This window comes from Mycobacteriales bacterium (assembly GCA_035690485.1).
Lineage (GTDB): Bacteria > Actinomycetota > Actinomycetes > JAFAQI01 > DASSKL01 > DASSKL01.
This window is the reverse complement of sequence record DASSKL010000020.1, coordinates 1-23,239: the sequence shown is the minus strand read 5'-3', so window position 1 is coordinate 23,239 and position 23,239 is coordinate 1. Positions and strand designations below refer to the sequence as shown.

General features: G+C 72.1%; 23 protein-coding genes. 15 read left to right on the top strand and 8 right to left on the bottom strand.

Going from position 1 to position 23,239, the window contains the following annotated elements; translation table 11 throughout:
- Nucleotides 1–155: 155 nt before the first annotated feature.
- The 4 genes from VFJ21_03790 to VFJ21_03775 form a co-directional block, all read right to left on the bottom strand.
- On the bottom strand, nucleotides 156–524 hold the full coding sequence (locus tag VFJ21_03790; protein ID HET7406243.1) for a DUF5615 family PIN-like protein: 369 nt from the start codon (nucleotides 522–524) through the stop codon (nucleotides 156–158).
- Complete coding sequence (locus VFJ21_03785) at nucleotides 521–751, bottom strand: DUF433 domain-containing protein (GenBank protein HET7406242.1); 231 nt, start codon at nucleotides 749–751, stop codon at nucleotides 521–523. Before VFJ21_03785 ends, VFJ21_03790 begins: the two co-directional genes overlap by 4 nt.
- A 245-nt stretch (nucleotides 752–996) precedes the next feature.
- Entirely contained in the window at nucleotides 997–1,329 is a 333-nt protein-coding gene (locus VFJ21_03780; GenBank protein ID HET7406241.1) for a TfoX/Sxy family protein, read from the bottom strand.
- 463 nt (nucleotides 1,330–1,792) lie between these two features.
- Nucleotides 1,793–2,578: an SAM-dependent methyltransferase gene (locus VFJ21_03775; protein HET7406240.1), complete on the bottom strand. Its 786-nt coding sequence runs from the start codon at nucleotides 2,576–2,578 to the stop codon at nucleotides 1,793–1,795.
- Between the two features lie 89 nt (nucleotides 2,579–2,667).
- Between VFJ21_03775 and VFJ21_03770 the strand changes: the two genes are divergently transcribed.
- The 7 genes from VFJ21_03770 (at nucleotide 2,668) to VFJ21_03740 (ending at nucleotide 10,045) form a co-directional block, all read left to right on the top strand.
- The gene (locus VFJ21_03770) at nucleotides 2,668–3,165 is read left to right on the top strand and encodes a hypothetical protein (protein ID HET7406239.1); all 498 of its coding nucleotides are present in this window, start codon (nucleotides 2,668–2,670) and stop codon (nucleotides 3,163–3,165) included.
- A 144-nt stretch (nucleotides 3,166–3,309) separates the two neighbouring features.
- Nucleotides 3,310–3,660: a hypothetical protein gene (locus tag VFJ21_03765; protein HET7406238.1), complete on the top strand. Its 351-nt coding sequence runs from the start codon at nucleotides 3,310–3,312 to the stop codon at nucleotides 3,658–3,660.
- Nucleotides 3,661–3,760: 100 nt separating this feature from the next.
- Entirely contained in the window at nucleotides 3,761–4,558 is a 798-nt protein-coding gene (locus VFJ21_03760; GenBank protein HET7406237.1) for a hypothetical protein, read from the top strand.
- A 165-nt stretch (nucleotides 4,559–4,723) separates the two neighbouring features.
- Nucleotides 4,724–7,396: an FtsX-like permease family protein gene (locus VFJ21_03755; GenBank protein HET7406236.1), complete on the top strand. Its 2,673-nt coding sequence runs from the start codon at nucleotides 4,724–4,726 to the stop codon at nucleotides 7,394–7,396.
- Nucleotides 7,389–8,069: an ATP-binding cassette domain-containing protein gene (locus tag VFJ21_03750; protein ID HET7406235.1), complete on the top strand. Its 681-nt coding sequence runs from the start codon at nucleotides 7,389–7,391 to the stop codon at nucleotides 8,067–8,069. The genes VFJ21_03755 and VFJ21_03750 overlap by 8 nt, the downstream gene beginning before the upstream one ends.
- Nucleotides 8,066–8,743: an ATP-binding cassette domain-containing protein gene (locus VFJ21_03745; protein ID HET7406234.1), complete on the top strand. Its 678-nt coding sequence runs from the start codon at nucleotides 8,066–8,068 to the stop codon at nucleotides 8,741–8,743. Before VFJ21_03750 ends, VFJ21_03745 begins: the two co-directional genes overlap by 4 nt.
- A gap of 18 nt (nucleotides 8,744–8,761) precedes the next feature.
- A complete protein-coding gene (locus VFJ21_03740) occupies nucleotides 8,762–10,045 on the top strand; it encodes an MFS transporter (GenBank protein HET7406233.1) in 1,284 nt (427 codons plus the stop codon).
- Here VFJ21_03740 and fdhD read toward each other — a convergent pair.
- Nucleotides 10,026–10,859: a formate dehydrogenase accessory sulfurtransferase FdhD gene (fdhD, locus tag VFJ21_03735; GenBank protein HET7406232.1), complete on the bottom strand. Its 834-nt coding sequence runs from the start codon at nucleotides 10,857–10,859 to the stop codon at nucleotides 10,026–10,028. The two genes, VFJ21_03740 and fdhD, sit on opposite strands and share 20 nt — an antisense overlap.
- A 115-nt stretch (nucleotides 10,860–10,974) precedes the next feature.
- Here fdhD and VFJ21_03730 point away from each other — a divergent pair, with 115 nt between their 5' ends.
- Nucleotides 10,975–11,778 carry a GPR1/FUN34/YaaH family transporter gene (locus tag VFJ21_03730; protein ID HET7406231.1) on the top strand — a complete coding sequence of 268 codons (804 nt, stop codon included), beginning with the start codon at nucleotides 10,975–10,977 and terminating at the stop codon, nucleotides 11,776–11,778.
- A gap of 152 nt (nucleotides 11,779–11,930) precedes the next feature.
- On the opposite strand, the gene VFJ21_03725 is transcribed toward VFJ21_03730, so the two are convergent.
- The gene (locus VFJ21_03725; protein ID HET7406230.1) at nucleotides 11,931–12,890 is read right to left on the bottom strand and encodes a cation diffusion facilitator family transporter; all 960 of its coding nucleotides are present in this window, start codon (nucleotides 12,888–12,890) and stop codon (nucleotides 11,931–11,933) included.
- A gap of 55 nt (nucleotides 12,891–12,945) precedes the next feature.
- Between VFJ21_03725 and VFJ21_03720 the strand changes: the two genes are divergently transcribed.
- The 4 genes from VFJ21_03720 to VFJ21_03705 all read left to right on the top strand — a co-directional run bounded on the left by VFJ21_03720 (nucleotide 12,946) and on the right by VFJ21_03705 (nucleotide 18,340).
- A complete protein-coding gene (locus tag VFJ21_03720) occupies nucleotides 12,946–13,788 on the top strand; it encodes an alpha/beta fold hydrolase (GenBank protein HET7406229.1) in 843 nt (280 codons plus the stop codon).
- 81 nt (nucleotides 13,789–13,869) lie between these two features.
- A complete protein-coding gene (locus tag VFJ21_03715; protein ID HET7406228.1) occupies nucleotides 13,870–15,666 on the top strand; it encodes an ABC transporter ATP-binding protein in 1,797 nt (598 codons plus the stop codon).
- Nucleotides 15,663–17,450, top strand: a complete 1,788-nt coding sequence (locus tag VFJ21_03710; GenBank protein ID HET7406227.1) for an ABC transporter ATP-binding protein — start codon at nucleotides 15,663–15,665, stop codon at nucleotides 17,448–17,450. Before VFJ21_03715 ends, VFJ21_03710 begins: the two co-directional genes overlap by 4 nt.
- The gene (locus VFJ21_03705; GenBank protein ID HET7406226.1) at nucleotides 17,447–18,340 is read left to right on the top strand and encodes an LLM class flavin-dependent oxidoreductase; all 894 of its coding nucleotides are present in this window, start codon (nucleotides 17,447–17,449) and stop codon (nucleotides 18,338–18,340) included. The genes VFJ21_03710 and VFJ21_03705 overlap by 4 nt, the downstream gene beginning before the upstream one ends.
- Nucleotides 18,341–18,451: 111 nt before the next feature.
- Here VFJ21_03705 and VFJ21_03700 read toward each other — a convergent pair whose 3' ends face one another.
- Nucleotides 18,452–19,711, bottom strand: coding sequence for a cytochrome P450 (locus VFJ21_03700; GenBank protein HET7406225.1), 1,260 nt, complete (start codon nucleotides 19,709–19,711; stop codon nucleotides 18,452–18,454).
- Between the two features lie 100 nt (nucleotides 19,712–19,811).
- A complete protein-coding gene (locus VFJ21_03695; protein ID HET7406224.1) occupies nucleotides 19,812–20,093 on the bottom strand; it encodes a hypothetical protein in 282 nt (93 codons plus the stop codon).
- A 164-nt stretch (nucleotides 20,094–20,257) separates the two neighbouring features.
- On the opposite strand from VFJ21_03695, the gene VFJ21_03690 reads away from it, so the two are divergent.
- From VFJ21_03690 to VFJ21_03680, 3 genes are all read left to right on the top strand, one after another.
- Entirely contained in the window at nucleotides 20,258–20,773 is a 516-nt protein-coding gene (locus tag VFJ21_03690; protein ID HET7406223.1) for a DUF3145 domain-containing protein, read from the top strand.
- 35 nt (nucleotides 20,774–20,808) lie between these two features.
- Nucleotides 20,809–22,251 (top strand): phosphatase PAP2 family protein, encoded by a 1,443-nt coding sequence (locus VFJ21_03685; protein HET7406222.1) that lies wholly within the window; start codon nucleotides 20,809–20,811, stop codon nucleotides 22,249–22,251.
- A 2-nt stretch (nucleotides 22,252–22,253) separates the two neighbouring features.
- Nucleotides 22,254–23,239: PHP domain-containing protein (locus tag VFJ21_03680; GenBank protein HET7406221.1), on the top strand; the 986-nt coding region annotated here is incomplete at its 3' end.

The following is a 23,239-nucleotide window of genomic DNA, read 5'->3' as shown; positions in this document are numbered from 1 at the left end:
GCCAAGCACTTACCGAGCACTTTTGTCATGGCTCGAAGTCACTCTTGCTCAGGTCGGGTGGACAGGCCACACATTGATCTTACCGGTCTTCGTATCGCAGAACGAGGGAGAGACACCCAGATGAAATGCGCCGACGCACGGCCGCGAATCGCGGACTACCTCAACGGCAGCAGTCTCACTCGTACGCGTTCGTTATGCAGCACGACTACGGCGCCCTGGCCCAACGCGTCGCCGACAGCCTCAAGATTTGCGAGAATCAGTGCCGTCAGGTCAGCTGCCCTGCGGCCGGTGGGGCGACGAATCAACAGCACCGATGGTCGGATGTCGCCCGACAGGGAGAGGAGCGTCCCGAAGTCGGTGTCCGCCGAGATGATGATCCGGTCGCCGTCCACCGCAGCACCCAGGATCTTGGCATCAGCGGCACGGCTCATACCGAGATCGGCGACGTGAACGGCATCGTGGCCGGCTGCGATCAGGCCTTCGACCACCCGCCGAGAAATGTTCTGGTCGACGAGGAACTTCACGCCGGCTGACGCAGCGGAAGTTCCCGCTCGCGGACCGCAGCGGCGGCGTACCGCAGAGCTTCGGCCACGTCAGCAGGCTCTAGCTCGGGCAGGTCGTCGACGATCTCTTCCACGGTCATGCCGTCGGCGACCATGGTCACCACGGTTGCTACGGGGATGCGTAGCCCACGGATGCAAGGCTGCCCGACCATCTTGTCCTGGTCGACCGTGATCCGCTCGAACGTCATGGCGGAAGCGTACGCCCCAGGAGCCGTATGCTGACCACGCTGACGTCAGCCCGGCCTGTGCGAGCAAAGAGACACGTATTCGGCTCGTTACGGTCGTAGATTCCAGGTGTTTTCGCAGGTGAGCACAGCGCTGAGACCAACAGCACTCATAATCCGTCGGTCGTGGGTTCGAGCCCCACCCGCCCCACTGGGAGCGCGTTACTTCGGCTGATGCGTCTCACTCGACCTTGGGGGGCGCTGGGGCGCTACCTCGTGGGCAGGCTGAGGGCGTATCTGACGCCCCGCTGGACCCACCGGTCGAGGGACTCGTCGTCGGCAATCGCTTCAGCGGCGACGTGCAGCCAACCAGTCATCGGGGCTCGCCCGCCCATCTGCATCGGCTCAACGCCCGGTTCCTCGACAAGCCGGTCGGACTCGGATGGGTCGACGCGCACGAGCAAGCCGCCGTGGCCGCGTGCGGCGACGGCCATGTTGCCGTCCACGAGAAATGCTAGACCGCCGAACATCTTCTTCTCGGTCACCCGAGTACCGACCAAGTGCTCACGGACTCGGTCGGCCAGATCCTCGTCGTAGGCCATCACTCGACCCCTATTTTGTGCGGCTGGGAACCAGCGCCGGTGTCGTCATACGCTTACATTTCCGCGAGTTCGCGGTCCCAAGTGATCAGCGCCACTCGGCAGAGCCTTGCGCGTCTCGCGACGTCGTGGCCACCGATTTTGGGGTTGTGCAATGACCGGGCAACCGGGTGACCGATGTCGGTCACGAAACGGGTGCCGGTCCGCCGCGGGAGCCCGGCCCCACCAGGACCCCGATCCCGGGCTTTCCTTCCCAGAAGGCCAGGAGACCGGCGATCTGCTGCGCCGAGGGGATCGGGTTCGGGTAACTCCAGACGACGTCGTACGTCTCGCCATCGACGACTCGTCATGCGTCCACGCTACGGCCGGAACGATGGTCGCCGTCGTAGGCGCGGACGCCCGGGAGTCGGCTCTCTGACCCCGTGAGCAGGCGCATGCCAGAGTTGTCGACGAAGCGGAGGGCTGCCTAGGCAGGTTGCGCGGCGATGACCGCTAGCTGGCTACCACCGAAGCGTGCCGGCCGCGTGGCGGCCCGGCGTTGCAGCCCCCACCCGGCTTGGCGCAGTAGCTGTTCTGCCGTCCCGGGATGAAAGATTCCAAGACGTCGTTCGCCCAGGAGTGCGAGCAGGGCGTCGGCGGCGCTCTGCGGAGCCAGGCGGCCGCGTCGTGGCGGGACCACGAGGATGCTCGCCACCAAGGTGCTGCGCTGCGCCGAAAGCTCGAACAATTGCCGGCACAGCGCGCTGACCGCCTCGTTCGGCAGGTAAGTGAAGAGCCCCTCGCAGATGAACAAGCTTGGTCGGGCGACCGCGAGCCCCGCAGCATCCAAGTGCGCCCTGATGTCGTCGACGAGCAGGTTCACAGGCACGAATGTGACGTGCCCGAGGTCGTCACCGACCCGCTGCATCCGTTGCCGTTTGTCCGGCTGCGTCGCCGGGTGATCTACCTCGAACCAACGCACTCCGGGCTGGCGAAAACGCAACGCTCGTGCGTCATAACCGGCACCGACAAGCACAATCTGATCAATGCCATCACTGATGGCGCGCAACACCTCTTCGTCGATGAACCGGGTCCGCAGCCCCATCCCGGTCGGACGTAAGCCGGGCAGCGAGAAGGCGCGGCCGAGTTGGAGGTAGAGGCTGCGCTCCGCCTCCGGTTCACCGTCGGGGAGGAAAGGCCGGCTTTCGTGTAGTCGCGCCCGTTGGGCGGCGACCCAGCGCGCAGTCAGTGAGGGCCGGCTCTCTCGAACCACGCGGGTCAGTGTGACGCAGACAAGGACCCAGCCCGAATGCGCTCGTCTGCATCCTTGACGGTGCATGGATGTAAGCATGTAATAACTGCATGGATGAGATCAGTGGTTGGATCCGCGGGCGATTGCCCGAGGGCTGGTACGACGGTGCGCCCGAGATCACCGTCGACCGTGAGGAGATCGTCGTCGTGGGTCGCATCCGCGCGCCCGACGAGTCCGGGGACGCAGCGTCCGAGCGGGCGGCCGAGGCCGGCCGCATCCAGCGGTTCCGGGAGGACACCCGGGCCGAGCGCATGCAGGTCGCCCGCGAGGCCGAGCACAAGTTCGGCCGCAAGGTCGCCTGGGGCGCCGAGTGCGGCGAGACGCGGCAGGTGTTCACCAGCCTGTCCGTGCCGATGATGACTCGGCTGCGCCAGCCGGAGCGGCGGGTCCTCGACACGTTGGTCGCCGCCGGGGTCGCGCGGTCACGTGCCGACGCGCTCGGCTGGTGCGTGCGTCTCGTCGGGCGCCACGAGGGCGAGTGGATCGACAAGCTGCGCGACGCGCTGGTAGCCGTCGACCAGGTGCGCGCTGCCGGGCCGGCCGGCTGAGCTGCCGGGCCGGTCGACTGGGCCGCCGGATCCGTCGACTGCGCGCTGGTTCCGTATCTGTCTGCGGTCTTGCGCCCGTGCCGGCACAGGTCCACCGTGGGGCGGGTCACGAGCGCCGTCGGCGCACGACCAGTGGGGGGCACCATGGCCGCCTTCGTCCAGATCATCGAGATGACGACCAAGAAGATCGACGAGGTGAGGGCTCTCGTCGACCGGATGCAGGAGGAGCGCAAGGCTGCCGGCGACCCGCTGCCGGCCACCATGTCGGTGTTCACGGCCGACCGTGACCGGCCCAACACTTATCTGGCGATCGTCGAGTTCCCGTCGTACGACGTGGCGATGGCCAACTCCAGCCATCCGGCGACGCAGCAGTACAGCGCGAATCTCGCGGCGCTCTGCGAGGCGCCGCCGTTGTTCCGCAACCTCGACGTGGTCGAGACCATGATTGCCCTCGTTCCGCAAGGGTCCAGCGCCAAGAAGCCGACGCCTGCGTAGAGGGGCCGGACGCAGCCATCCCTTTGTGGCTGCGTCGTCCCTTTCCCTCGTCCCGCGACTGGGCGCACACTGTGCCTCTCGATGACCACAGGGAGGCGGCATGTCCGACAGCGTCCGGCTGATCACCGGCGACGAGGCCTACCAGGAAGCGATGCGCGTGGCGGAGGCTGCGCACGTCGAAGCGCTCGAGACCGCGACCACTGTCGCGGACGCCGAGATCGCCCGCGCCGACGCCATCAAGGCGGCGACGCTGGCTCGCGCGGACGCACTGCGTGAGGCCACCGTCACCCGGGCAGAGGCGCTGCGTCGGGTCAGCGAGGAGCACGACCAGCGCATGCGCCGGGCCGAGGAGGACCGCGCCCGCGCCCAGCGCCAGGCCGAAGAGGCGTATGCCGCTGCCCTTCGTGATGCCGAGAACGCCGCGAAGCGTCGCGTGCAGCAGGCCTACGAGGAGGAACTGGCGGCCGCGGCCGCGGCCTACGAGGAGACGCTGCGTGCCGCCGAGGCCGTCGCCGAAAGCGCCCGCGCACGGGCGGAGGCGATCCGCGAGGCCGGGGTGACTCGCTCGGAGGCGATCCGGGAGGCGGGCCTCACGCGCGCCGAGATCCTGCGCACCTCCGCCGTCGACCACGACCGCGCGCTGCACGAGGCCGCCCAGCTGCGTGCGCAGGCGCTCGGTGAGATCTCCGCCGGGCACGTCGACTCGCTGCGCTACGCGACCGAGCTCTACGAGCAGGTGCTGCGCGACGTCGAGACGACCCGCGACGGTGCCGTGCCTGAGCAGGCAGAGGCCGTCGACGACGAAGAGCTCGAGCTGGTCGAGGACGAGGCGCCCAGCGAGGGTCCGAGGCTCATCGTCATCGACGACACCGACGACACGGACGTGGCCGCCGGCTGAGCGATGCCGGTCATCGAGAGCACCACCTGACGCGCGGCGCGCTGCGGTAGAGCGCTCGCGGTCAACGGCACGCCAGCCGTGCATGATGGATCGCGTGTGGGCCGTCGCCACCGACCGCGGGTAGGTCGGATCATCGCCGAGCATCCTCGCCTCGGCCCGTGGCGCGTGCTCGGGAGCGCTCCGTGGCGCCGCGCGCCGGTGCTGCTGCTGCGCCGCCCAGGGGTATTCGCTGCCGTCTTCGGGGCCGTCCTGGTGCTCGGCGTCGCCGCCGCGTCCGCGCCGCTGTTCCTGACCTCCTCGGCCAACGCCTCGTTGCACCAGCAGATCGACGACAGCTGCGGCAGCACGGTGGGCCCGACCTACGAGGTCGACGTGCCGTTCCGCCAGGTCGCCTTCGATCCCGAACGACCCAGCCGGATCCCGCCCGCGCTCGTCGGCGCCCAGCTGCTCGACCTTCGGCAAGGGCAGGTCGCCTCGGCGACGCGCGGGGTGCCGCGGGTGCACCAGGTCACGACGCTGGACTTCCTGACGAAGGTGCAGGGCGCACCCGAGAACGGCGCCGACACGGTGCGAATCGTCAGCCGCACCGGATTCCGCGACCACGTCGACGTGCTCCGCCAGGTCGCCGGCGACGGCGCCTACATCTCCGACCGCGGTGCGCGCGACTTCGGAATCGAGGCCGGTGACACCCTGCCGCTGGCCGGCACGGGCGGGCAGGCGTCGGTGCGCATCAAGGGCGTCTACCGGGACCTGCGTGAGGGCGCGGCGTACGCAGCCGACTATTGGTGCCAGCTGACCGGCGACTTCTACCAGAACCCCTACACGCTGACCCCGCCGCCGGTCTTCGACGTGCTCCTGGCCGACCTGCCGACCGCGCTCACCGTGGCCGAGCGCACCGGGGCCGAGGCCACCGGGCTCTTCACGTCCTTCGTCGACGTCGCCGGCATCACCACCGACCGGACGACCGCCGTCGTGACCGGCATCGACCGGCAGCGCGACGCGCTCGTCGGCGGCGGGGCGCCTCGCGACCAGCCGTTCCGGTCGCTCGACCCGCCGCCCGGCCAGCTCGCTCATTTCCTGCAGCGGGCGATCCTGGTGCAGAGCGCGCTGACCTCGACCGTCACGCCGATCGCCGTCGCCGGTTGCGTGGTCGCGCTGCTGGTGGTCGGGGCCGCCGCCGTCTACTGGGTCGAACGTCGACGCGTGGAGGTCGACGTCCTCGTCGCCCACGGCGTCGGCCCGACCGCGCTCGGTGCGAAGGCGTTGCTCGAGATGGCGCCGGCCGCGCTGCTCGGAGCCGCCGCCGGCTGGGCGGTCGCGCTGGGACTCGTGCGCCTGGTCGGCCCGAGCGCTCTGCTCTCGGCCGGCCGCCCGCTGCAGGCTCTGGAGGTAGCGGCCGCCGCGTTGGCCGTCGCGCTGCTGCTGCTCGGCTGGGTGGCGGGGGTGCGCGTGCGCAGCACCGCCGAGCGAGCGATCGGCCTACGGCGCAGGTGGCCGGCACTCGTGCCGTGGGAGCTGGCGGTGCTCGCCGGCGCCGGTGTCGCGGTGGGCCGGCTCGTCGGTGGCAGTTCGCAGACCGACGCCCTCGGCCTCGGCTCGGTGGCCCACGTCGACCCGCTGCTTCTGGTCTTCCCGCTGCTGTTCTTCGTCGGCGCCGTGACGTTCGTCGGCCGGCTGCTCGCGGCGGGGACGTTGACCCTGCGCCGGCGCGGCGACCGGCTGCCCAACGTGCCCTACCTCGCGCTGCGCCGGATCACCGGCGCCCCGCTGGTCGCCGTCCTGCTCGTCTCGGCTGCCGCGCTACCCGCAGCCGTGGCGCTGTACGGCGCGAGTGTCTCCGCGTCCGTGCGTACGACGCTGCAGACCGAGGCGCGGCTGCACATCGGCAGCGACGTCGTCCTGCTGCTCACCGAGCCCGCACCCATGCCGGCCGGGTGGCGTGGTCACAGCACCGAGGTCCTCCGCTACCCCGGCGAGCCGCTGGGCGATCTGCGGGTCGACGTCATCGGTGTCGACGTGCGCACCTTCGCCGACGCGGCCTACGCCGATCCCACCCTGAGTCCGTCACTGCAGCGGCAGCTGCAACGTGTCACGAGCGGCTCGGAAGGCTTGCCGCCGGCGCTGCTGGTCGGTGCGAATCTCCACGGGCCCCAGACGTTGCTGATCTCGCAGCTGTCCGCGCCGGCCATCAGGGTGCCGGTCGACATCGTCGGCCATCCCGCCGACTTTCCGAGCGAGGGGCGCAGTGGCCCGCTGCTCGTCGTCGACCGGAAGGCGCTCGCCGGGCTGCCGGGAGCCTGGCACGAGCTCTGGGTGCGAGGCGACGAGCAGCAGATCCAGCGCCAGGCGGCGCAGGCGGCGCTGCCCATCCGCTTTCCTTTCCGTGCCAGCGCGGTTGTCGACAAGGGCGTCTATCTGCCGGTCAGCTACACGTTCGACTACCTGACGGCGTTGGCCGTCCTGGCCGCCACGGTCGGGATCGGCGGTCTGCTGCTCTACCTGGAGTCGAGATCACGCGCTCGGCGGCTGTCGTATGTGATGGTGCGCCGCATGGGGATGTCGCGGGCCGGTCACCTGGCCGGTGTGGCGCTCGAGCTGGCCGCCTGCCTGGGCGTCGGGCTGGTCGTCGGCCTGGGCCTGGCCTTGGCGGCGGTCCACGCGGTGGCCGGACCGCTCGACCTCGACCCGACCACTCCGCCGGCCACGGTCCTGGTCACGCCCTACGCCGCGCTCGGGGTCGTCGCGCTCGTCGTCGCCGTGGCCGTTGTCACCGCCAGCCTCTTCGCGCAGCGGTCGCTGGACCGGGCCGATCCGGCCGAGGTGCTGCGCGATGCCTGAGACGCGGGCGGTGTGCGAGGCGCTGACCAAGACCTACGCGGTGGCCGGGGGCGCCCCGGTCACGGCGCTGCAGGAGCTGGCCGCGGACTTCGTGGCCGGCGAGCTGACCGTCGTCGCCGGGCCGAGCGGCTCGGGCAAGTCGACGCTGCTGCGCCTGCTGGCCTGCCTCGACCGGCCCGACGGCGGTGCGGTGCGCATCGACGGCCGTGACACGACGCGAATGTCGTCCGCGGCCCGCCGCCGGCTGCGCCGCCGCCGGATCGGCTACCTCTTCCAGCAGCCGTCGGCGAACCTCATCGACTACCTGACCGCACGTGAGCACCTGCTCCTCGCCGCGCGGCTGCGCGGGACCGGCGCCGCCGACGCCGACCGACTGCTGGACGCGTTCGGGCTCGACGGCCGGGCCGACCATCGCCCGGCCCAACTCTCCGGGGGTGAGCAGCAACGCCTGGGCGTCGCTTTCGCCGGTATCGGCGACCCGGCGTTGCTCGTCTGCGACGAGCCGACCGCGCAGCTCGACCACGTCGCCGGCGCACGGGTCATCGACGCGTTGCGCCGGTTGGCGACCGCCGGCGGTTGTGTGGTCGTCTCCTCGCACGACCCGGCCGTCGTCGAGCGCGCGGACCGGGTCGTCCGGGTCGAGCACGGTCGGGTCGTCGAGGCGGCGCCATGACCGTCGCGGCCCGCCTCGCGGGGGTGCACAAGACCTACCGCCGTGCGGGCGAGGCCGTCCACGCGCTGCGCGCCGTCGACTTGTCCGTGGCGGTCGGGGAGGTGGTGGCGCTGGTCGGCCCCTCGGGGTCGGGCAAGTCCACCGCCCTGCTCGTCCTCGGCGGCTGGGAGACGCCCGACGCGGGCGAGGTGTTCCTCGCCGAACGCTCCGACGGCGGCCCGCCGCCATGGGCGCAGGTCGGGGTGGTCCCGCAGGGCCTCGGCCTGCTCGAGGACCTGACCGTCCGCGACAACGTGCTGCTGCCCGTGCGCCTCGCCGGGCGGGCCCCGGACCGGACCGCCGCCGACGACCTGCTGCGAACTCTGGATCTCGCCGACCTGGCCGACCGGCAGCCCGCCGAGATCTCACTCGGCCAGCAGCAGCGCGCCGCGGTGGCCCGCGCGCTGGTGCTGCAGCCGCACATCGTCCTCGCCGACGAGCCCACTACGCATCAGGACGGTGAGCACGCGGCCACGCTCTTCGGCGTACTCCGGTCCGTGGCCGAGCGCGGCGGCGCGGTCGTCGTCGCGACCCACGATCCGGCCGGTGCGGCGTACGCCGACCGGGTCGTGCAGATGGCCGACGGGCGGGTGCTCGGAGCCGAACCGAGCGGGATTCGGCTTCGTCGTCGATAATTGCCGGGTGAGCCGCTCGTGACCACCGCCCGTGACGAAGCGCGCCCGCGCCCGTACCCCGAACAAGCCGACGACGCGCAGCTCGAAGGCGATCTGCCCTACGTCCCCGGATCGGCCCGCGCGGCTCTGGCCTATCGAGACTTCCGGCTCATCTGGGGCGGGGCCTTCGCGTCCAACGTCGGCACCTGGATGCAGAACGTCGCGCTCGGCGTCTTCGCCTTCCAGCTGGCGCACTCGGCGGGCTACGTGTCGCTGCTGGGCTTCGCGCAGCTCGGCCCGTTGCTGGCGCTCGCGATGGTGGGCGGCGCGCTCGCCGACGTCGTCGACCGCAAGGTGCTGCTCATCATCTGCCAGCTCGAGCAGATGGTGATGTCGGCTGTGCTCGCCTGGGTCGCCGCCTCGGGCCACCCGTCGAAGGTGCTGGTCTTCGTCGTCGTCGTCCTCGTCGGCATCGGCAACGCCATAAACGCGCCGACCTTCTCCTCCGTGCTGCCGACGCTCGTCGGGCGGCGCGACCTGCCCGGTGCGGTGTCGCTGCAGTCGGTGCAGATGAACGTCGCGCGCGTCATCGGCCCGGCCGTCGGCGGCCTGCTGATCCCGGTCGTCGGCGTCGGCGGCATCTTCGCGCTCAACGCCGTCACCTATGTCTTCGCGATCGGCCCGCTGCTGGTCGTACCGCTGCCTCGCGTCGCCGCGGCCGCCAACAGCGGCCTGCAGCGCATCGCGCAGGGCATCCGCATCGCCCGGCAGGACGATCTGATCCGGCAGTGCCTGACGATCATCGCGACGTTGTCGTTCTTCTGCCTTCCGTTCATCGGTCTGATGCCGGTGCTGGCCGCGCGCAACCTCGGCATCGACCCGGAGAGCTCGCTCTACGGCGGGCTCTACGCGCTGTTCGGCCTGGGCGCGGCCGCCGGCGCGGTGTCGGTGGGCACAGTGTTCGTCTCGCAGCCTCGCCGGCGACTGGTGCGGGTCGGGCTGGGCGCGTTCGCGCTGTCCCTGCTGGCGTTCGCCCTCGTGCGGTCGGCGGAGGCGGCCTACCCGGTGGCGCTGATCGTCGGCTTCACCTACTTCGTCACCGTCACGTCGCTGTCGACGGCGTTGCAGGAGCACATCGCCGACGAGGTGCGCGGGCGGGTCACCGCGTTGTGGATCATGGGCTTCGGCGGCACGATCCCGCTCGGCCTGCTGGCCGCGGGCGCGGTCGCCAGCGCGTCGAACATCACCGTCGTGCTGCTCATCGGCGCGGCCGTCGCCGCCCTGCTCGCCGCGCGGACCCGGCTCAGCCTGCGGGCGTCGTGATCCGCTGCGGGCCCGTGTAGATGTTCATCGACGGCCCGCGCAGGAAGCCGACCAGCGTCATCCCGACCCGCTCGGCCAGGTCGACCGCCAGCGTGGAGGGTGCCGACACGGCGGCGAGCATGGGGATCCCGGCCACGAGCGCCTTCTGCGTCAGCTCGAACGACGCCCGCCCGCTGACCACGAGGATGCAGCCGGCCAGCGGAAGCCCACGCTCGCGCAGCGCCCACCCGACAAGCTTGTCGACCGCGTTGTGCCGGCCGACGTCCTCGCGGGCACACAGCAGCTCGCCGGCCGCGTCGAAGAGCCCCGCGGCGTGCAGCCCGCCGGTCGAGTCGAACACCCGCTGCGCGGCGCGCAGCCGATCGGGCAGCGCGGCGAGGACGGCGGCGTCGACGCTCAGGTCGTCGGAGGCGATCGGCCAGGCCGCGGTGACCTCGAGCGCGTCGATGCTCGCCTTGCCGCACACGCCGCAGGAGCTGGTCGCGTAGAAGTTGCGCTCCAACGTCAGGTCGGGCAGCGCGACCCCGTCGGCGAGGGCCACGTCGAGCACGTTGTAGGTGTTGCGCCCGTCCTCGTCGGCGCCCGCGCAGTAGCGGATCATGTCGACCTCGGCGGGGGAGCGGACAATGCCCTCCGTCACCAAGAAGCCGTGCGCGAGGTCGAAGTCGTCACCCGGCGTGCGCATCGTCACCGTGACGGGCCGGCCGGCGATGCGGATCTCCAGCGGCTCCTCGACGACGAGCGTGTCGGGACGGCGTACGACGCGCTCCGCGTCCACGCGCAGCACCCGCCGTCGCCCGGTCACGCGCCCCATCCGACCGCCTTAGTTCGTCATCCGAGATATCTCGTATGCGTACTCATACTGCCCCGCCACGACGGGTATCAGCCGTGTGACGCAAACAGGTTCCAAGGCATGCCAGGAGGAAGCCATGGCAGAGACTCCAAGGCGGGCGGCGACCACCGCGTATCCCACCGAAACCTATCCCACCGAGCAGACTGCTGGTCGGCGCCACGACGACCGTGACGAGCACGAGGTCTGGGAGAGCCGGACCCGGGTGGTGCTTTCGCCGATCGCTGCGCCGTCGATCCTCGGCCTCTTCGGGTTCGCGGGCGCGACGATGATGGTCGGCGCGTGGCAGGCCGGGTGGTACGGCGACGCCAACACCGCGCTGCTGCTGTTCCCGTTCGCCGCGCTCTTCGGTGGTGTCGCGCAGTTTGCGGCCGGCATCTGGTCCTACCGAGCGCGCGACGGCCTGGCCACCGCCGTGCACTGCACGTGGGGCTCGTTCTGGATGGCGTTCGGCCTGTTGTTCGGCATGGTCGCTGCGAAGGTGATCCCGGCGCAGCTCGTGCCGCACTTCGGCACCGCCAACCCCGCGTTCGGTTTCTGGTTCGTGGTGCTCGCCGTGGTGACGGGATGCGCGGCGATCGCGTCGCTGGGCGAGAGCCTCGGCATCTTCACCGTGCTCGGGCCGCTCGCGCTCGGCTCGGCGCTGAGTGCGGCCGGCTGGATGTCCGGCGTCGACTGGCTGTTCACGGCCGGCGGTTACGCCTTCACGTTCGCCGCGCTGGCGGCGGTCTACGTGGCCACCGCGATGATGCTGGAAAGCACGATGGGGCGCACGATCCTGCCGCTCGGCAAGTACCACAAGAGCGCGAACGTCCCGGGCCGGCAGTTCACCCACCCGCTCGAGTACGCGCACGGTCAGCCGGGCGTGAAGATGGGTCAGTGACCTGATCCGTCGCTCCGTCCGAGCGCAGCAAGGGGCCGCATCCCGCACCGGGTGCGGCCCCTTCGTCGTGGGTAGCCCTGCGTCGCGCTCAGCCGGTGCGGTTGCAGCACCAGCCGCCGTCGTCGGACGCCCGCGTCTGAGGCGCCGCCGGGCTACAGGTGCGCGCCGGCTTCATGACCGGCGTGACTCGCCGGCTCGATCTGCAGCGTCGAGTGCTCGACGTCGAAGTGCCCGACGAGGCAGTCCTGCAGCCGGTCGAGCAGCTGCGCGGTGCGACCGTCGGACAGGCAGTCGTCGTCGACCACGACGTGGGCGGAGAGCACCGGCAGCCCGGACGTCACCATCCACACGTGCAGGTCGTGCACGTCCTGCACGTGCCGCAGCTGCAGCATGTGCAGGCGTACGTCGCCGACGTCGACCTCGGCCGGCGCCGCCTGCAGCAGCACGCGTCCGGCGTCGTACAGCAACGACCACGACGCGCGCAGCATCAACGCGATGACGACCAGGGAGGCGACCGGGTCGGCCAGCCTCCAGCCGAACGTGTAGACGACGGCACCGGCGATCGCCGTGGCGATGAACCCGTAGAGGTCCGTCAGTACGTGCTGGAACGCGCCCTCGACGTTGAGCGACGAGCGGTTGGCACGGGCGAGCGCCGACGTGGCCAGCAGGTTGACCGCGATGCCGGCCAGCGCGACGGCCAGCACCGGTAGGCCGGCCACCGGTGGCGGGTGGGCGATACGCCGCGCCGCCTCGATCGCGATGACGACGGCGATGACGAGCAGGGTCACGCCGTTGCCCGCGGCCGACAGGATCTCCGCCCGTTTGAACCCGAACGTCCACGCGCCCTGCGGAGGACGTGCCGCGAGCCGCGCCGCGACGATCGCGGCCAGCACGGCCGCCGCGTCGGTCAGCATGTGTCCGGCGTCGGCGAGCAGGACGAGCGAACCGGCCGCGAACGCGACTGCGACCTCGAGCAGCATGAAGCCGACGATCAGAGCGAGCGCGCGGCGCAGGTAGCGCTCGTCGGCACCGCTGTGGATGTGAGGCCCGTGCCGGCTGCCTCCCCGGCGCGCACCGGCGTGGACCTCGTGGCCCCAGTCGGCGTCGTTCACCAGCCGAGGCTACCCAGTGCCGCGACCCGCGAAGGGCCACGGCATGCTGCCCGACATGGACAGCTTTCAGCGCGCCGGTCTGACGTTCGACGTGCGCGACGGCGGGCCCGCCGACGGCCAGACGGTCGTGCTGCTGCACGGCTTCCCGCAGGGTTCGGAATCCTGGGACGCGGTCACTCCACGGCTCAACGCCGACGGCTACCGGACCCTGGCGCCGGACCAGCGGGGCTACTCACCCGGAGCCCGCCCGCAGGCGCGCCGCGACTACGCGATGGACGAGCTGGTGGCCGACGTGCTGGCCCTGGCCGACGCGGCCGGCGCCGACCGCTTCCACCTGGTCGGGCACGACTGGGGCGGCGGCGTCGCGTGGGCGGTAGCCACGGAGGCACCCGAGCGGCTGCACTCGCTCACGTCGGTCTCGACGCCGCACCCGCGGGCGATGACCGACGCCATGCTGCGCAGCAACCAGGCGCTGCGCAGCTGGTACATGCTGCTCTTCCAGTTGCCGTGGTTGCCGGAGAAGGCGATCCTCGCCCGCGGCGGTGAGCAGTTCGTGCGGCAGATGGTCGCCGAGGGGCTGCCGGAGGAGAAGGCGCGCGGATACGTGCGCCGGCTGCAGCAGCCGGGAGCCGCCACCGCCGAGATCAACTGGTACCGCGCGCTCGCTCTCGGCCTGACCCGCAACCGCACGGCGGCCCCGGTGCGCGTGCCGACCCTGTACGTCTGGAGCGACGGGGACCGCTACCTCGGTCGTACCGCGGCCGACCTGACCAGACGGTGGGTCGACGCGCCCTACCGCTTCGAGGTGCTGACCGGCGTGAACCACTGGATCCCCGAGCTCGCCGCCGATCACCTGGCCACGCTGCTGCTCGACCACTTCGAGCACCGCGCGGCTTAGCCCCCGGGCTCCACGCGCCGGGCCCGACGCGCGGGACGAAGTCGCAAGACAGAACGCGGTTCGGTTTGCGAGGATGCCCGCATGCCCCCCGACGCCGCGCCGACGGCAATCCCCTCGGCCGCGACGCGCCGGCGGGGCTGGCGGCTGATGCGCGACGGGCTGCGGCACGAGCGGCTGCCGCTGCTCGCCGGGGTGCTGTCGGGCATCGTCTGGACCGCGGCGAAGGTCAGCGTCCCGCTGCTCGCGAGCTTCGCGATCGACCGCGGCATCGTGCACCGGTCCAACCACGCGCTGGTGACGTTCACCGTCGCCATCGTCGTCGTGGGACTGGTGCAGGGCGTCTGCTCCGGCTCGCGTCGCTACCTCGCGACCGGCGTCGCCGCGCGGATCGAGACCAGCCTGCGCGGCCGGCTCTTCCGCCACCTGCAACGCCTCGACTTCTCCTTCCACGACCGCTGGCAGACCGGCCAGCTGATGTCGCGGGCCAACAGCGACCTGCAGCAGATCCAGTTCCTGCTGGTCTACATCCCGCTCGCCGTCGCCAACGCGTTGACCATCGTGGCCGTCAGCGGCGTCCTGCTGTCGACCAACTGGCGGCTCGCCCTCATCGCACTCGCGCCGCTCCCGTTCGTCAGCGTCGCGGCCACCCGGTTCTCGACCAGGGTCCACCCCGAGCTGCTGACCTTGCAGCAGGAGCTTGCGGCCCTCTCGACGGTGGTCGAGGAGACCGTCTCCGGGGTCCGCGTCGTCAAGGGGTTCGGTGCCGAGCCGCGACAGGCAGCGCGCCTCGCCGAGGAGGCGGGCGACGTCTTCGACGCGTCACTGCGGGCGGCCGGCGTGCGCGCGTCGTACCTGCCCCTGCTCGACTTCCTGCCGGCGCTGGGCCTCGTCGCCGTGCTCTGGTACGGCGGGCACCAGGTGCTCGACGGTTCGCTGACGATCGGCCAGCTGGTCGCGTTCAACGCCTACGTGCTGATGCTGGTCTGGCCGCTGCGGCTGGGCGGTGTGCTCGTCGCGCAGGCTCAGCGGGCGGTCGCCGCGGCCGGCCGGGTCGCGGAGATCCTCGACACCGCAGCGCAGATCCGGGACCCGGAGCACCCACGTCCGTTGCCCCCGGGCGGCGGCGAGGTGAGCTTCGAGGGCGTGTCGTTCGGCTACGACGTCGCCGGCGACGCGCGGGTGCTCGACCGGCTCGACCTGCACGTGCCGGCCGGAGCCGCGGTCGCCCTGGTCGGGGCGACCGGCTCAGGGAAGTCGACGGTCGCTCGGCTGCTGGCCCGCTTCTACGACGTGACCGCCGGCACCATCCGCATCGACGGGGTCGACATCCGTGAGCTGTCGCTCGCTGACCTGCGTCGCGCGGTGGGGCTGGTCTTCGAGGACACCTTCCTCTTCAGCGACTCGGTGCGCGCCAACATCGCGTTCGCCTCGCCCGAGGTCGACGACGACGTCGTACGCCGCGCCGCTCGTCTCGCCGGCGCCGACACCTTCATCGACGAGCTGCCCGCAGGCCTGGACACGGTCATCGGACAGCACGGGTTCTCCCTGTCCGGCGGCCAGCGGCAGCGGATCGCGATCGCGCGCACGATCCTGGCGAACCCACGGGTGCTGGTGCTCGACGACGCGACGAGCGCCGTCGACCCGACGAAGGAGCACGAGATCCGCGACGCGCTCGACGAGGTCATGGCCGGGCGCACCACGATCATCATCGCCCACCGACCGGCGACGATCGCGCTCGCCGACCGGGTGCTGCTGCTCGACGGCGGACGCATCGTCGCCGAGGGCACGCACGACGAGCTGCTCGCCCGCGAGCCCCGCTACCGCGAGCTGCTGGCCCGGGCCGCGGCTGCAGACGACGCGCTGGTGGACGTCTCATGACGGTCCTGCTCGACGAGCCGGAAAGCCTCGACGCGCAGAGCGCCCGACACGTGCTGCGCCGCACCGGCACGCTGCTGCACCCGCAGCTGCGCGCGATCGTGCTCGCGTCGCTGGTCATGCTCGGCTCGACGGCATGCATGCTCGCCGGCCCCTGGCTGGTGCGCTACGGCATCGACCACGCCCTCCCTCCGCGCCACGACGGCCGGCTGCTCGACGTCATCGCTGCCACCTACCTCGCCGTCGCCGCCGGCGCGCTCTACTTCGGCCGCCGGCAGATCTGGATGGTCGCCCGCATCGGCGAGACGTTCCTGCGCAACCTGCGCATCCGCGTCTTCGACCACCTGCAGTCGCTGTCGCTCGACTTCTTCTCGCGCGAGCAGACCGGCCGGCTCGTCGCGCGGATGACGTCCGACATCGAGGCGCTGACCGAGCTCGTGCAGACCGGCCTCGTCCTGTTCGTCACCAACGGGCTGCTGCTCGTCGGCACCGCCGTAATCCTCGTCGTCATCTCCCCGTCGCTGTCGGCGGTGGCACTCGTCGCGCTGCCGCTGATGGTCGTCACGAGCTTCCGGTTCCGCCGGCTGTCCAGCGCGGCCTACACCCACTACCGCGACCGCATCGCCATCACGATGGCGACCCTGCAGGAGTCGCTCTCGGGCGTGCGAGTCGTCCAGGCGTTCCGTCGCGAGGAGGCGCTGCAGCACCGCTTCGACGGCCACAACCGCAGCCAGTACGACGCGAACATGCGAGCCACCCGCATCTCGGCCTTCTACTTCCCGGTCATCGAGATCAGCGGCGTCATCACGACCGCGGCGGTGGTCGGCGTGGGCGGCTACTTCGTCGGCGTCGACACCGTCTCGCTCGGCACGATCGCGGCGTTCGTGCTCTACCTCGGCAACGTCCTCGACCCGGTGCAGCAGCTCAGCCAGCTGTTCAACACGGTGCAGTCGGCGGGTGCGGCACTGCACAAGATCTACCGGCTGCTCGACACCGTCCCGTCGGTGCAGCAGCGGCCCGGTGCGGTCGACCTGCCGGCGCAGGGCGCGCTGGTGGTGCGCTCGGTCGGGTTCACCTACGACGGCGAGACCCCGGTGCTCGCGGACGTCGACCTGGCCATCGCGCCGGGGGAGCGGGTCGCCTTCGTCGGGCCGACCGGCGCCGGGAAGTCGACGCTGGCCAAGCTCGTCGCCCGCCTCTACGACCCGACCGAGGGATCGGTGTCGTTCGCCGACGTCGACCTGCGCGACGCGACGCTCGCGTCGCTGCGCCGCCGGATCGCCGTGGTGCCGCAGGAGGGCTACCTGTTCGCCGGCAGCATCCGCGACAACGTGCGGCTCGGGCGGGCCGACGCGACCGACGCTGACGTCGAGGACGCCTTGCGGGCGATCGGCTGCTACGAGCGGTTCGCCGCCCTGCCGGAGGGGCTCGACACCGAGGTGCGTGAGCGCGGGTCGCGGCTGTCCGCCGGCGAGCGGCAGATCGTGTCGCTGGCGCGGGCCGCACTCGCCGACCCGGCCGTGCTCGTGCTCGACGAGGCGACGTCGAACCTCGACCCGGGCACGGAGGCCGAGGTCGAGGCGGCGATGAACGCGCTGATGGTCGGCCGCACCGTCATCGTCATCGCCCACCGCCTGTCGACCGCGGCCCGTGCCGACCGGGTCGTGGTCGTCGACGAGGGCCGCGTCGTCGAAGTCGGTCCGCACGCCGACCTGGTCGCCGCGGGCGGGCACTACGCCCGCCTCTACGGCGCCTGGGCCGGCAGCCACCGCCCGGTGAGCGCATGAAGGTCCGGGTCGGTTTCGGGCTGGGCACCCAGACCCCGCTCGACGCCGCGACGTTCGCGACCGTCGTCGACGCCCTCGAGACCCTGCGGTTCGACTCGCTGTGGCTCTCCGAACGCATCACCGGCGCGGCGCCCGACCCGCTGATCGGGCTCGCCGTGGCCGCCGGCCGCACCAGGCGGCTGAAGCTGGGCACCAGCGTCCTCGTGCTGCCCGGCCGTTCGCCGGCACTGCTCGCCTCGACGCTCGCCAGCCTCGACCAGCTGTCCGGCGGGCGGCTGCTGCCGGCCGTGGGGCTGGGCGTCGTCGACCCGGCCGAGCAGCAGGCCTTCGGGGTGGCGCGGGAGGACCGGGCCGGCTGGGTCGAGGAAGCGCTACCCCTGTTGCGCCGGTTCTGGTCGGGGGAGGCGGTCACCCACGACGGGCCACGCTTCCACTACGACGGCCTCACGGTGCAGCCGCTGCCGGCGCAGTCGCCGCCCGACGTCTGGTTCGGCGGCATCGCCCCGTCGGAGCTGCGCCGCACCGGGCGGCTCGGCGACGGCTGGCTGCCCAGCTTCTGCACGCCCGACGACGCCGCGGCGGCGCGGCCCGTCATCGAGCAGGCCGCCGACGAGGCCGGCCGCGCGATCGACCCTGAGCACTTCGGCGCGCTGGTCACCTACGTGCACGACGAGATCCCCGAGCGGCTGGCCCGCCTCGTCACCCGCCGCCGGCCCGACACCGACCCGCGCGACATCGTGCCGGTCGGCCTGCCGGCGCTGCGCGCGCTGCTCGAGCGGTTCGTCGAGCGCGGCTTCTCGAAGTTCGTCGTGGCTCCCGTGCAGGAGCCGCCGTCATGGGACGACGAGCTGGCCGGCCTCGCCGAGCATCTGCAGCCGCTCCAGAACTAGCGGCCCACTTCTGCCGCCGTACGGGGCCTGTCAGAGATCATTTGACCCCGACACCGCGGCAGTAGTTGCCGCAGTACGGCGACATCGCCGGCCCCGCACAACGGGGCCTCGCTAGTGGATGTCCTCGAACGTGATCGGCAGGGCGGCGACGCCGCGCAGGATCGCGTTGGACGTGTAGTCGGGCGGGTCGGCGACTAGCGCCGGGCGCACCACGCGGCGGGCGAACGCTGCCAGCGTCACCTCGCACTCGAGCCGGGCCAGCGGGGCGCCCAGGCAGTAGTGCACGCCCTTGCCGAAGGAGAGGTACTTGTTGTCCTCGCGGCGGATGTCGAACCGCTCGGGGTGTTCGAAGGCCCGCGGGTCGCGGTTGGCGGCGCCCAGCGCGCACACCGCCGAACCACCCTTCGGCACGGTCGCGCCGGCGACCTCGACGTCCTCGAGCGCGGTGCGCGACGTGAGCTGCACCGGCGGGTCGAACCGCAGCGTCTCCTCGGTCGCGGCCAGCGCCAGCGCCGGGTCGTCGACGAGCAGCTGCCACTGGTCGGGGTGACGCAGCAGCGTCAGCACGGCGTTGCCGATGAGGTTGACGGTCGTCTCGTGCCCGGCGATCAGCAGCAGGATGCAGGTCGAGAGCAGCTCGTCCTGGCTGAGCCGGTCACCGGCCTCCTCCGCCTGCACGAGTCCGGTCAACAGGTCTTCGGTCGGCTCGTGGCGACGACGCTCGGTCAGCTCCGTGAAGTAGGCCCGGAACTCGTTGACCGCCCGCCGCTGCGCCCGCAGCTGCTCCTCCGGCTGCGGGATCAGGCCCGCGTCGAGGCTGTGCGCGAGCAGCCTCGACCAGGCCTGGAACGTGTCGCGATCCTCGGGCGGCACCCCGAGCATCTCGCTGATGACGGTCACGGGCAGCGGGTAGGCGAGGTCGGTGACCAGCTCGAGGTCACCCTTCGCGGCGATCGCGTCGAGGTAGCCGTCGACGAGCTGCTCGACCCGCGGCCGCAGCTGCTCGATCCGCCGCCGCGTGAACGCCTTGCTCACCAGCCCGCGCAGCCGGGTGTGGTCGGGCGGGTCCAGGAACAGGAACGACCGCTGGCGGTCCATCTCCGCCTGCTCGTCGAGCCCGCGCGCCGCCGCGATCTCGGCGAACCGGTTGCCCTTGCGCGGATCGTGGCTGCCCCACGGCGCGACGAGGATCTCCTCGCAGTCGTCGAACCGGCCGAAGACCACCAGCCCGTCGATGCCCGGTGCGGGGACCGGACCGGCCTCGCGCAGCGCGTCGAGCCACGGGTAGGGCTGCGCCCTGACGCCGGGGTCGAGGAACGCGAACGGGTTGCCGGTCACCTCGGCGGCGAGGTCGGGCGTGGTCGTGGTCATCGGTCCTCCGCGGACGGCAGCTGCCCGACCAGACTGGCACGTGGGAGGCCTGCGGTCGCGTGAGGTGGCGCCGGGGTCCGGCGTACGCCAACCGCTCGGGTCAGCCGGCGAGGCGCGTGCGCATCGCGTCCATGTAGTCGGAGAAGTAGTTCTGGATCTCGTCGAGCGGGAACTCCGGCAGGATGGTGGTCGACTTCTCCTTCTCCAGCAGGAAGGAGAAGGACTCGTGGACCAACCGCTCCTCGTCGGTGTCGGGCGCGCCGAGGTCGACCAGCAGATCCTCCGGAACGGTGACGCGGTGGCTCGTCTTCGTAGTGCCCTCGGTGACATCGACGGAGAACTCGTGCGGGCCCATGGCCTGGACGTCGATCTTCTCGCTCATGCGCTCGACTTCCCCCGTCGACCGGCGTGGCGAACCCCCCGGAATGCGGGTACTGGTGTGACTGATGGTGCACAATGGCCGTCGGTAGGTCGCGCAGCGCGACGACCGGCCGGTGGGCGAGAGCGCAGGGGAAGGCGTCCCTCGTCCCAACGCCGGAGGTCACCGTGTCCGCTGCCGTGTCAGCAGTCGCGCCCGCTCGTGGCGTGCTGTTCGTGCACTCCTGCCCGCCCGCCCTCTCGCCCCACGTGGAGTGGGCGGTCGCGGGCGTCCTCGGCGTGCCGGTGTCCCTGACCTGGACGGGGCAGTCCATGGCGCCTGGCTTCCTCCGCTGCGAGACCGGCTGGCGCGGCCGGCCGGGCACCGCCGGACGGATCGCCGCGGCGCTGCGCGACTGGGCCATGCTGCGCTTCGAGATCACCGAGGAGCCGAGCGACTGCGCCGACGGCGAGCGCTACCTCGCCACGCCCAGCCTCGGCGTCATGCGTACGACGATGAGCGCCAACGGCGACGTGCTCGTCCAGGAGGACCGCCTGCGTGCGCTGCTGGCCCGCGCCGACGACCTGCCGTCGCTGCAGCACGGGCTCGAACGACTGCTCGCCACGCACTGGGACGCCGAGCTCGAGCCCTACCGGCACGCGGGTGAGGGCGCGCCGGTGCGCTGGCTGACCCAGGTGGTCTAGCGGCGGACCGCTCGCCGGTGGGTAGGTTCCGCGCCATGATCCGCCCGTCCGGCCGGCTGCACGACCTCGACCTCGCGCTGTTCCGGGCGGTCGCGCGCTGGCATTCACCAGCACTCGACCAGGTGCTCCCGCCGCTGTCCCGGCTTGCGGACCACGGCGTGCTGTGGGGCGCCGTGGCGGCCGGACTCGCGGCGCCGCGCGGGCGCAGCCGCCGGTCCGCCGTACGAGGGCTGATCAGCCTGACCATCGCGAGTGGCGTCACCAACACCGTGCTGAAGGCGGCCGCCGGCCGCCGCCGGCCGGCACTCGACGCGGTGCTCGCGGCCCGCCGGCTGCGCACGCAACCGCGCACCTCGTCGTTCCCCTCGGGGCACGCTGCCTCCGCCGCCGCGTTCACCGTCGGCGCGTCGCTCGAGCTCGGCTGGCCGGGGCTGCCGCTGCTCGCCCTGGGGTCGGCGGTCGCGTTCAGCCGTATCTACACCGGCGTGCACTACCCCGGCGACGTGGCCGCCGGTGTCGCCGTGGGCACCGCGGTGAGTCTCGCGACCCTGCGGGCCTGGCCGGTGCACCCCGAGCGGCCCGCGACGGTGCGCGGCGAGCTCACCCTGCCGCCCCGACCCGCCGGCGCCGGTGTGACGGTCGTGGTCAACCCGGCGTCCGGCCCGGATGACGACACGGCCGACCGGCTGCGTCAGCTGCTGCCCGACGCGCGGCTCGTGGCGGTCGCCGAGGGCGAGGACCTCGCCGACGTCCTGTACGCCGCGGCCGGCGACGCCGAGGTGCTCGGCATCGCCGGCGGGGACGGCAGCGTCGGCTGCGCGATGCAGGTGGCCGCCGGTCGCGGGCTGCCGCTCGCCGTCGTGCCCGCGGGCACCTACAACCACTTCGCCCGCGATCTGGGCATCAGCTCCGCCGGCGACACGGCGCGCGCGCTGGCGTCCGGGCAGGCCGGCCACGTCGACGTCGGCTGCGTGGGCGACCGGCCCTTCGTCAACACGGTCAGCATCGGCGGCTACCCGGAGATGGTCGTGCTGCGTGACCGGCTGGCCGGCGAGCTCGGCACCCTGCCCGCCGCCGCCGTGGCGGCCATCCGGACGCTGGCGACCGCGCGGCCGCACGAGCTGCTGATCGACGGGCGGCAGCGCCGGGTCTGGATGCTGTTCTGCGGCAACTGCACCTACCAACCGCCGGGCCTGGCGCCGGTGTGGCGGGAGCGGCTCGACGACGGGCTGCTCGACGTGCGCCTCATCTCCGCCGAGCGACCACTCGGCCGCACGCGGTTCGTGGCCTCGCTGGTCGCCGGGCGCCTGACGCGCAGCCGGGTCTACGAGCGGTGGACCGCCGAGCGTGTAGAGGTCCGGGCGGCTGCGGCACCGTTCCGCTTCGCCTGGGACGGTGAGACGTCGGAGCAACCCACCCGACACCTGTCCGTGACCAAGGGCGGGCAGGTCACCGTCCTGAGACCCGTGGCCGGCTAGCGGTGGCCGACGCCCAGCGCGACCAGGCCGTCGCCGCCCTCGAGCGGATCGCCTACCTGCTCGAGCGCGGCCGCGAGCCGACCTACCGGGTGCGCGCCTTCCGGCGGGCGGCCGCGACGGTCGGCGAGCTTCCCGATGGTGCGCTCTCCAGTCGGATCGCGGCCGGGAGCCTCCAGGAGCTCGACGGGATCGGCGACGTCACGGCGACGGTCGTCACCGAGGCCGCCGCGGGCCGGACTCCGACCTACCTGGAGAAGCTCGAGGCCAAGGTCGCCGCTCTCGCCGAGGGGGGTGCCGAGATCCTCGCCGCGCTGCGCGGTGACCTGCACACCCACTCCGACTGGTCCGACGGCGGCAGCCCCATCGACGAGATGGCCCGGGCCGCGCGCGACCTCGGCCACGACTACGTCGCGCTGACCGACCACTCCCCGCGGCTCACCGTGGCGCGTGGCCTGTCACCCGACCGGCTGCGCGAGCAGCTGCAGGTGGTGGCCGCGCTGAACGACGAGCTCGCGCCGTTTCGCATCCTCACCGGTATCGAGGTCGACATCCTCGACGACGGCACGATCGACCAGGAGCCGGAGCTGCTCGCCCAGCTCGACGTCGTCGTCGCCAGCGTGCATTCCAAGCTGCGCATGGACCGCGACGACATGACCCGGCGCATGGTCGTGGCTGTCGCGAACCCGCACGTCGACGTGCTCGGCCACTGCACCGGCCGGATCGTCGTCGGTCGTGGGCGGCCGGAGTCGACGTTCGACGCGGAGATCGTCTTCGAGGCGTGCCGGCGGTTCGGCGTCGCGGTCGAGGTCAACAGCCGGCCCGAGCGGCTCGACCCGCCGCGCCGGCTGCTGCGGCTGGCGGTCCAGACCGGCTGCCTGCTCGCGATCGACACCGACGCGCACGCGCCCGGCCAGCTCGAGTGGCAGCCCTACGGCGCGTCGCGGGCCGTGGAGTGCGGCGCTCCGGTCGACACCGTCGTCAACAGCTG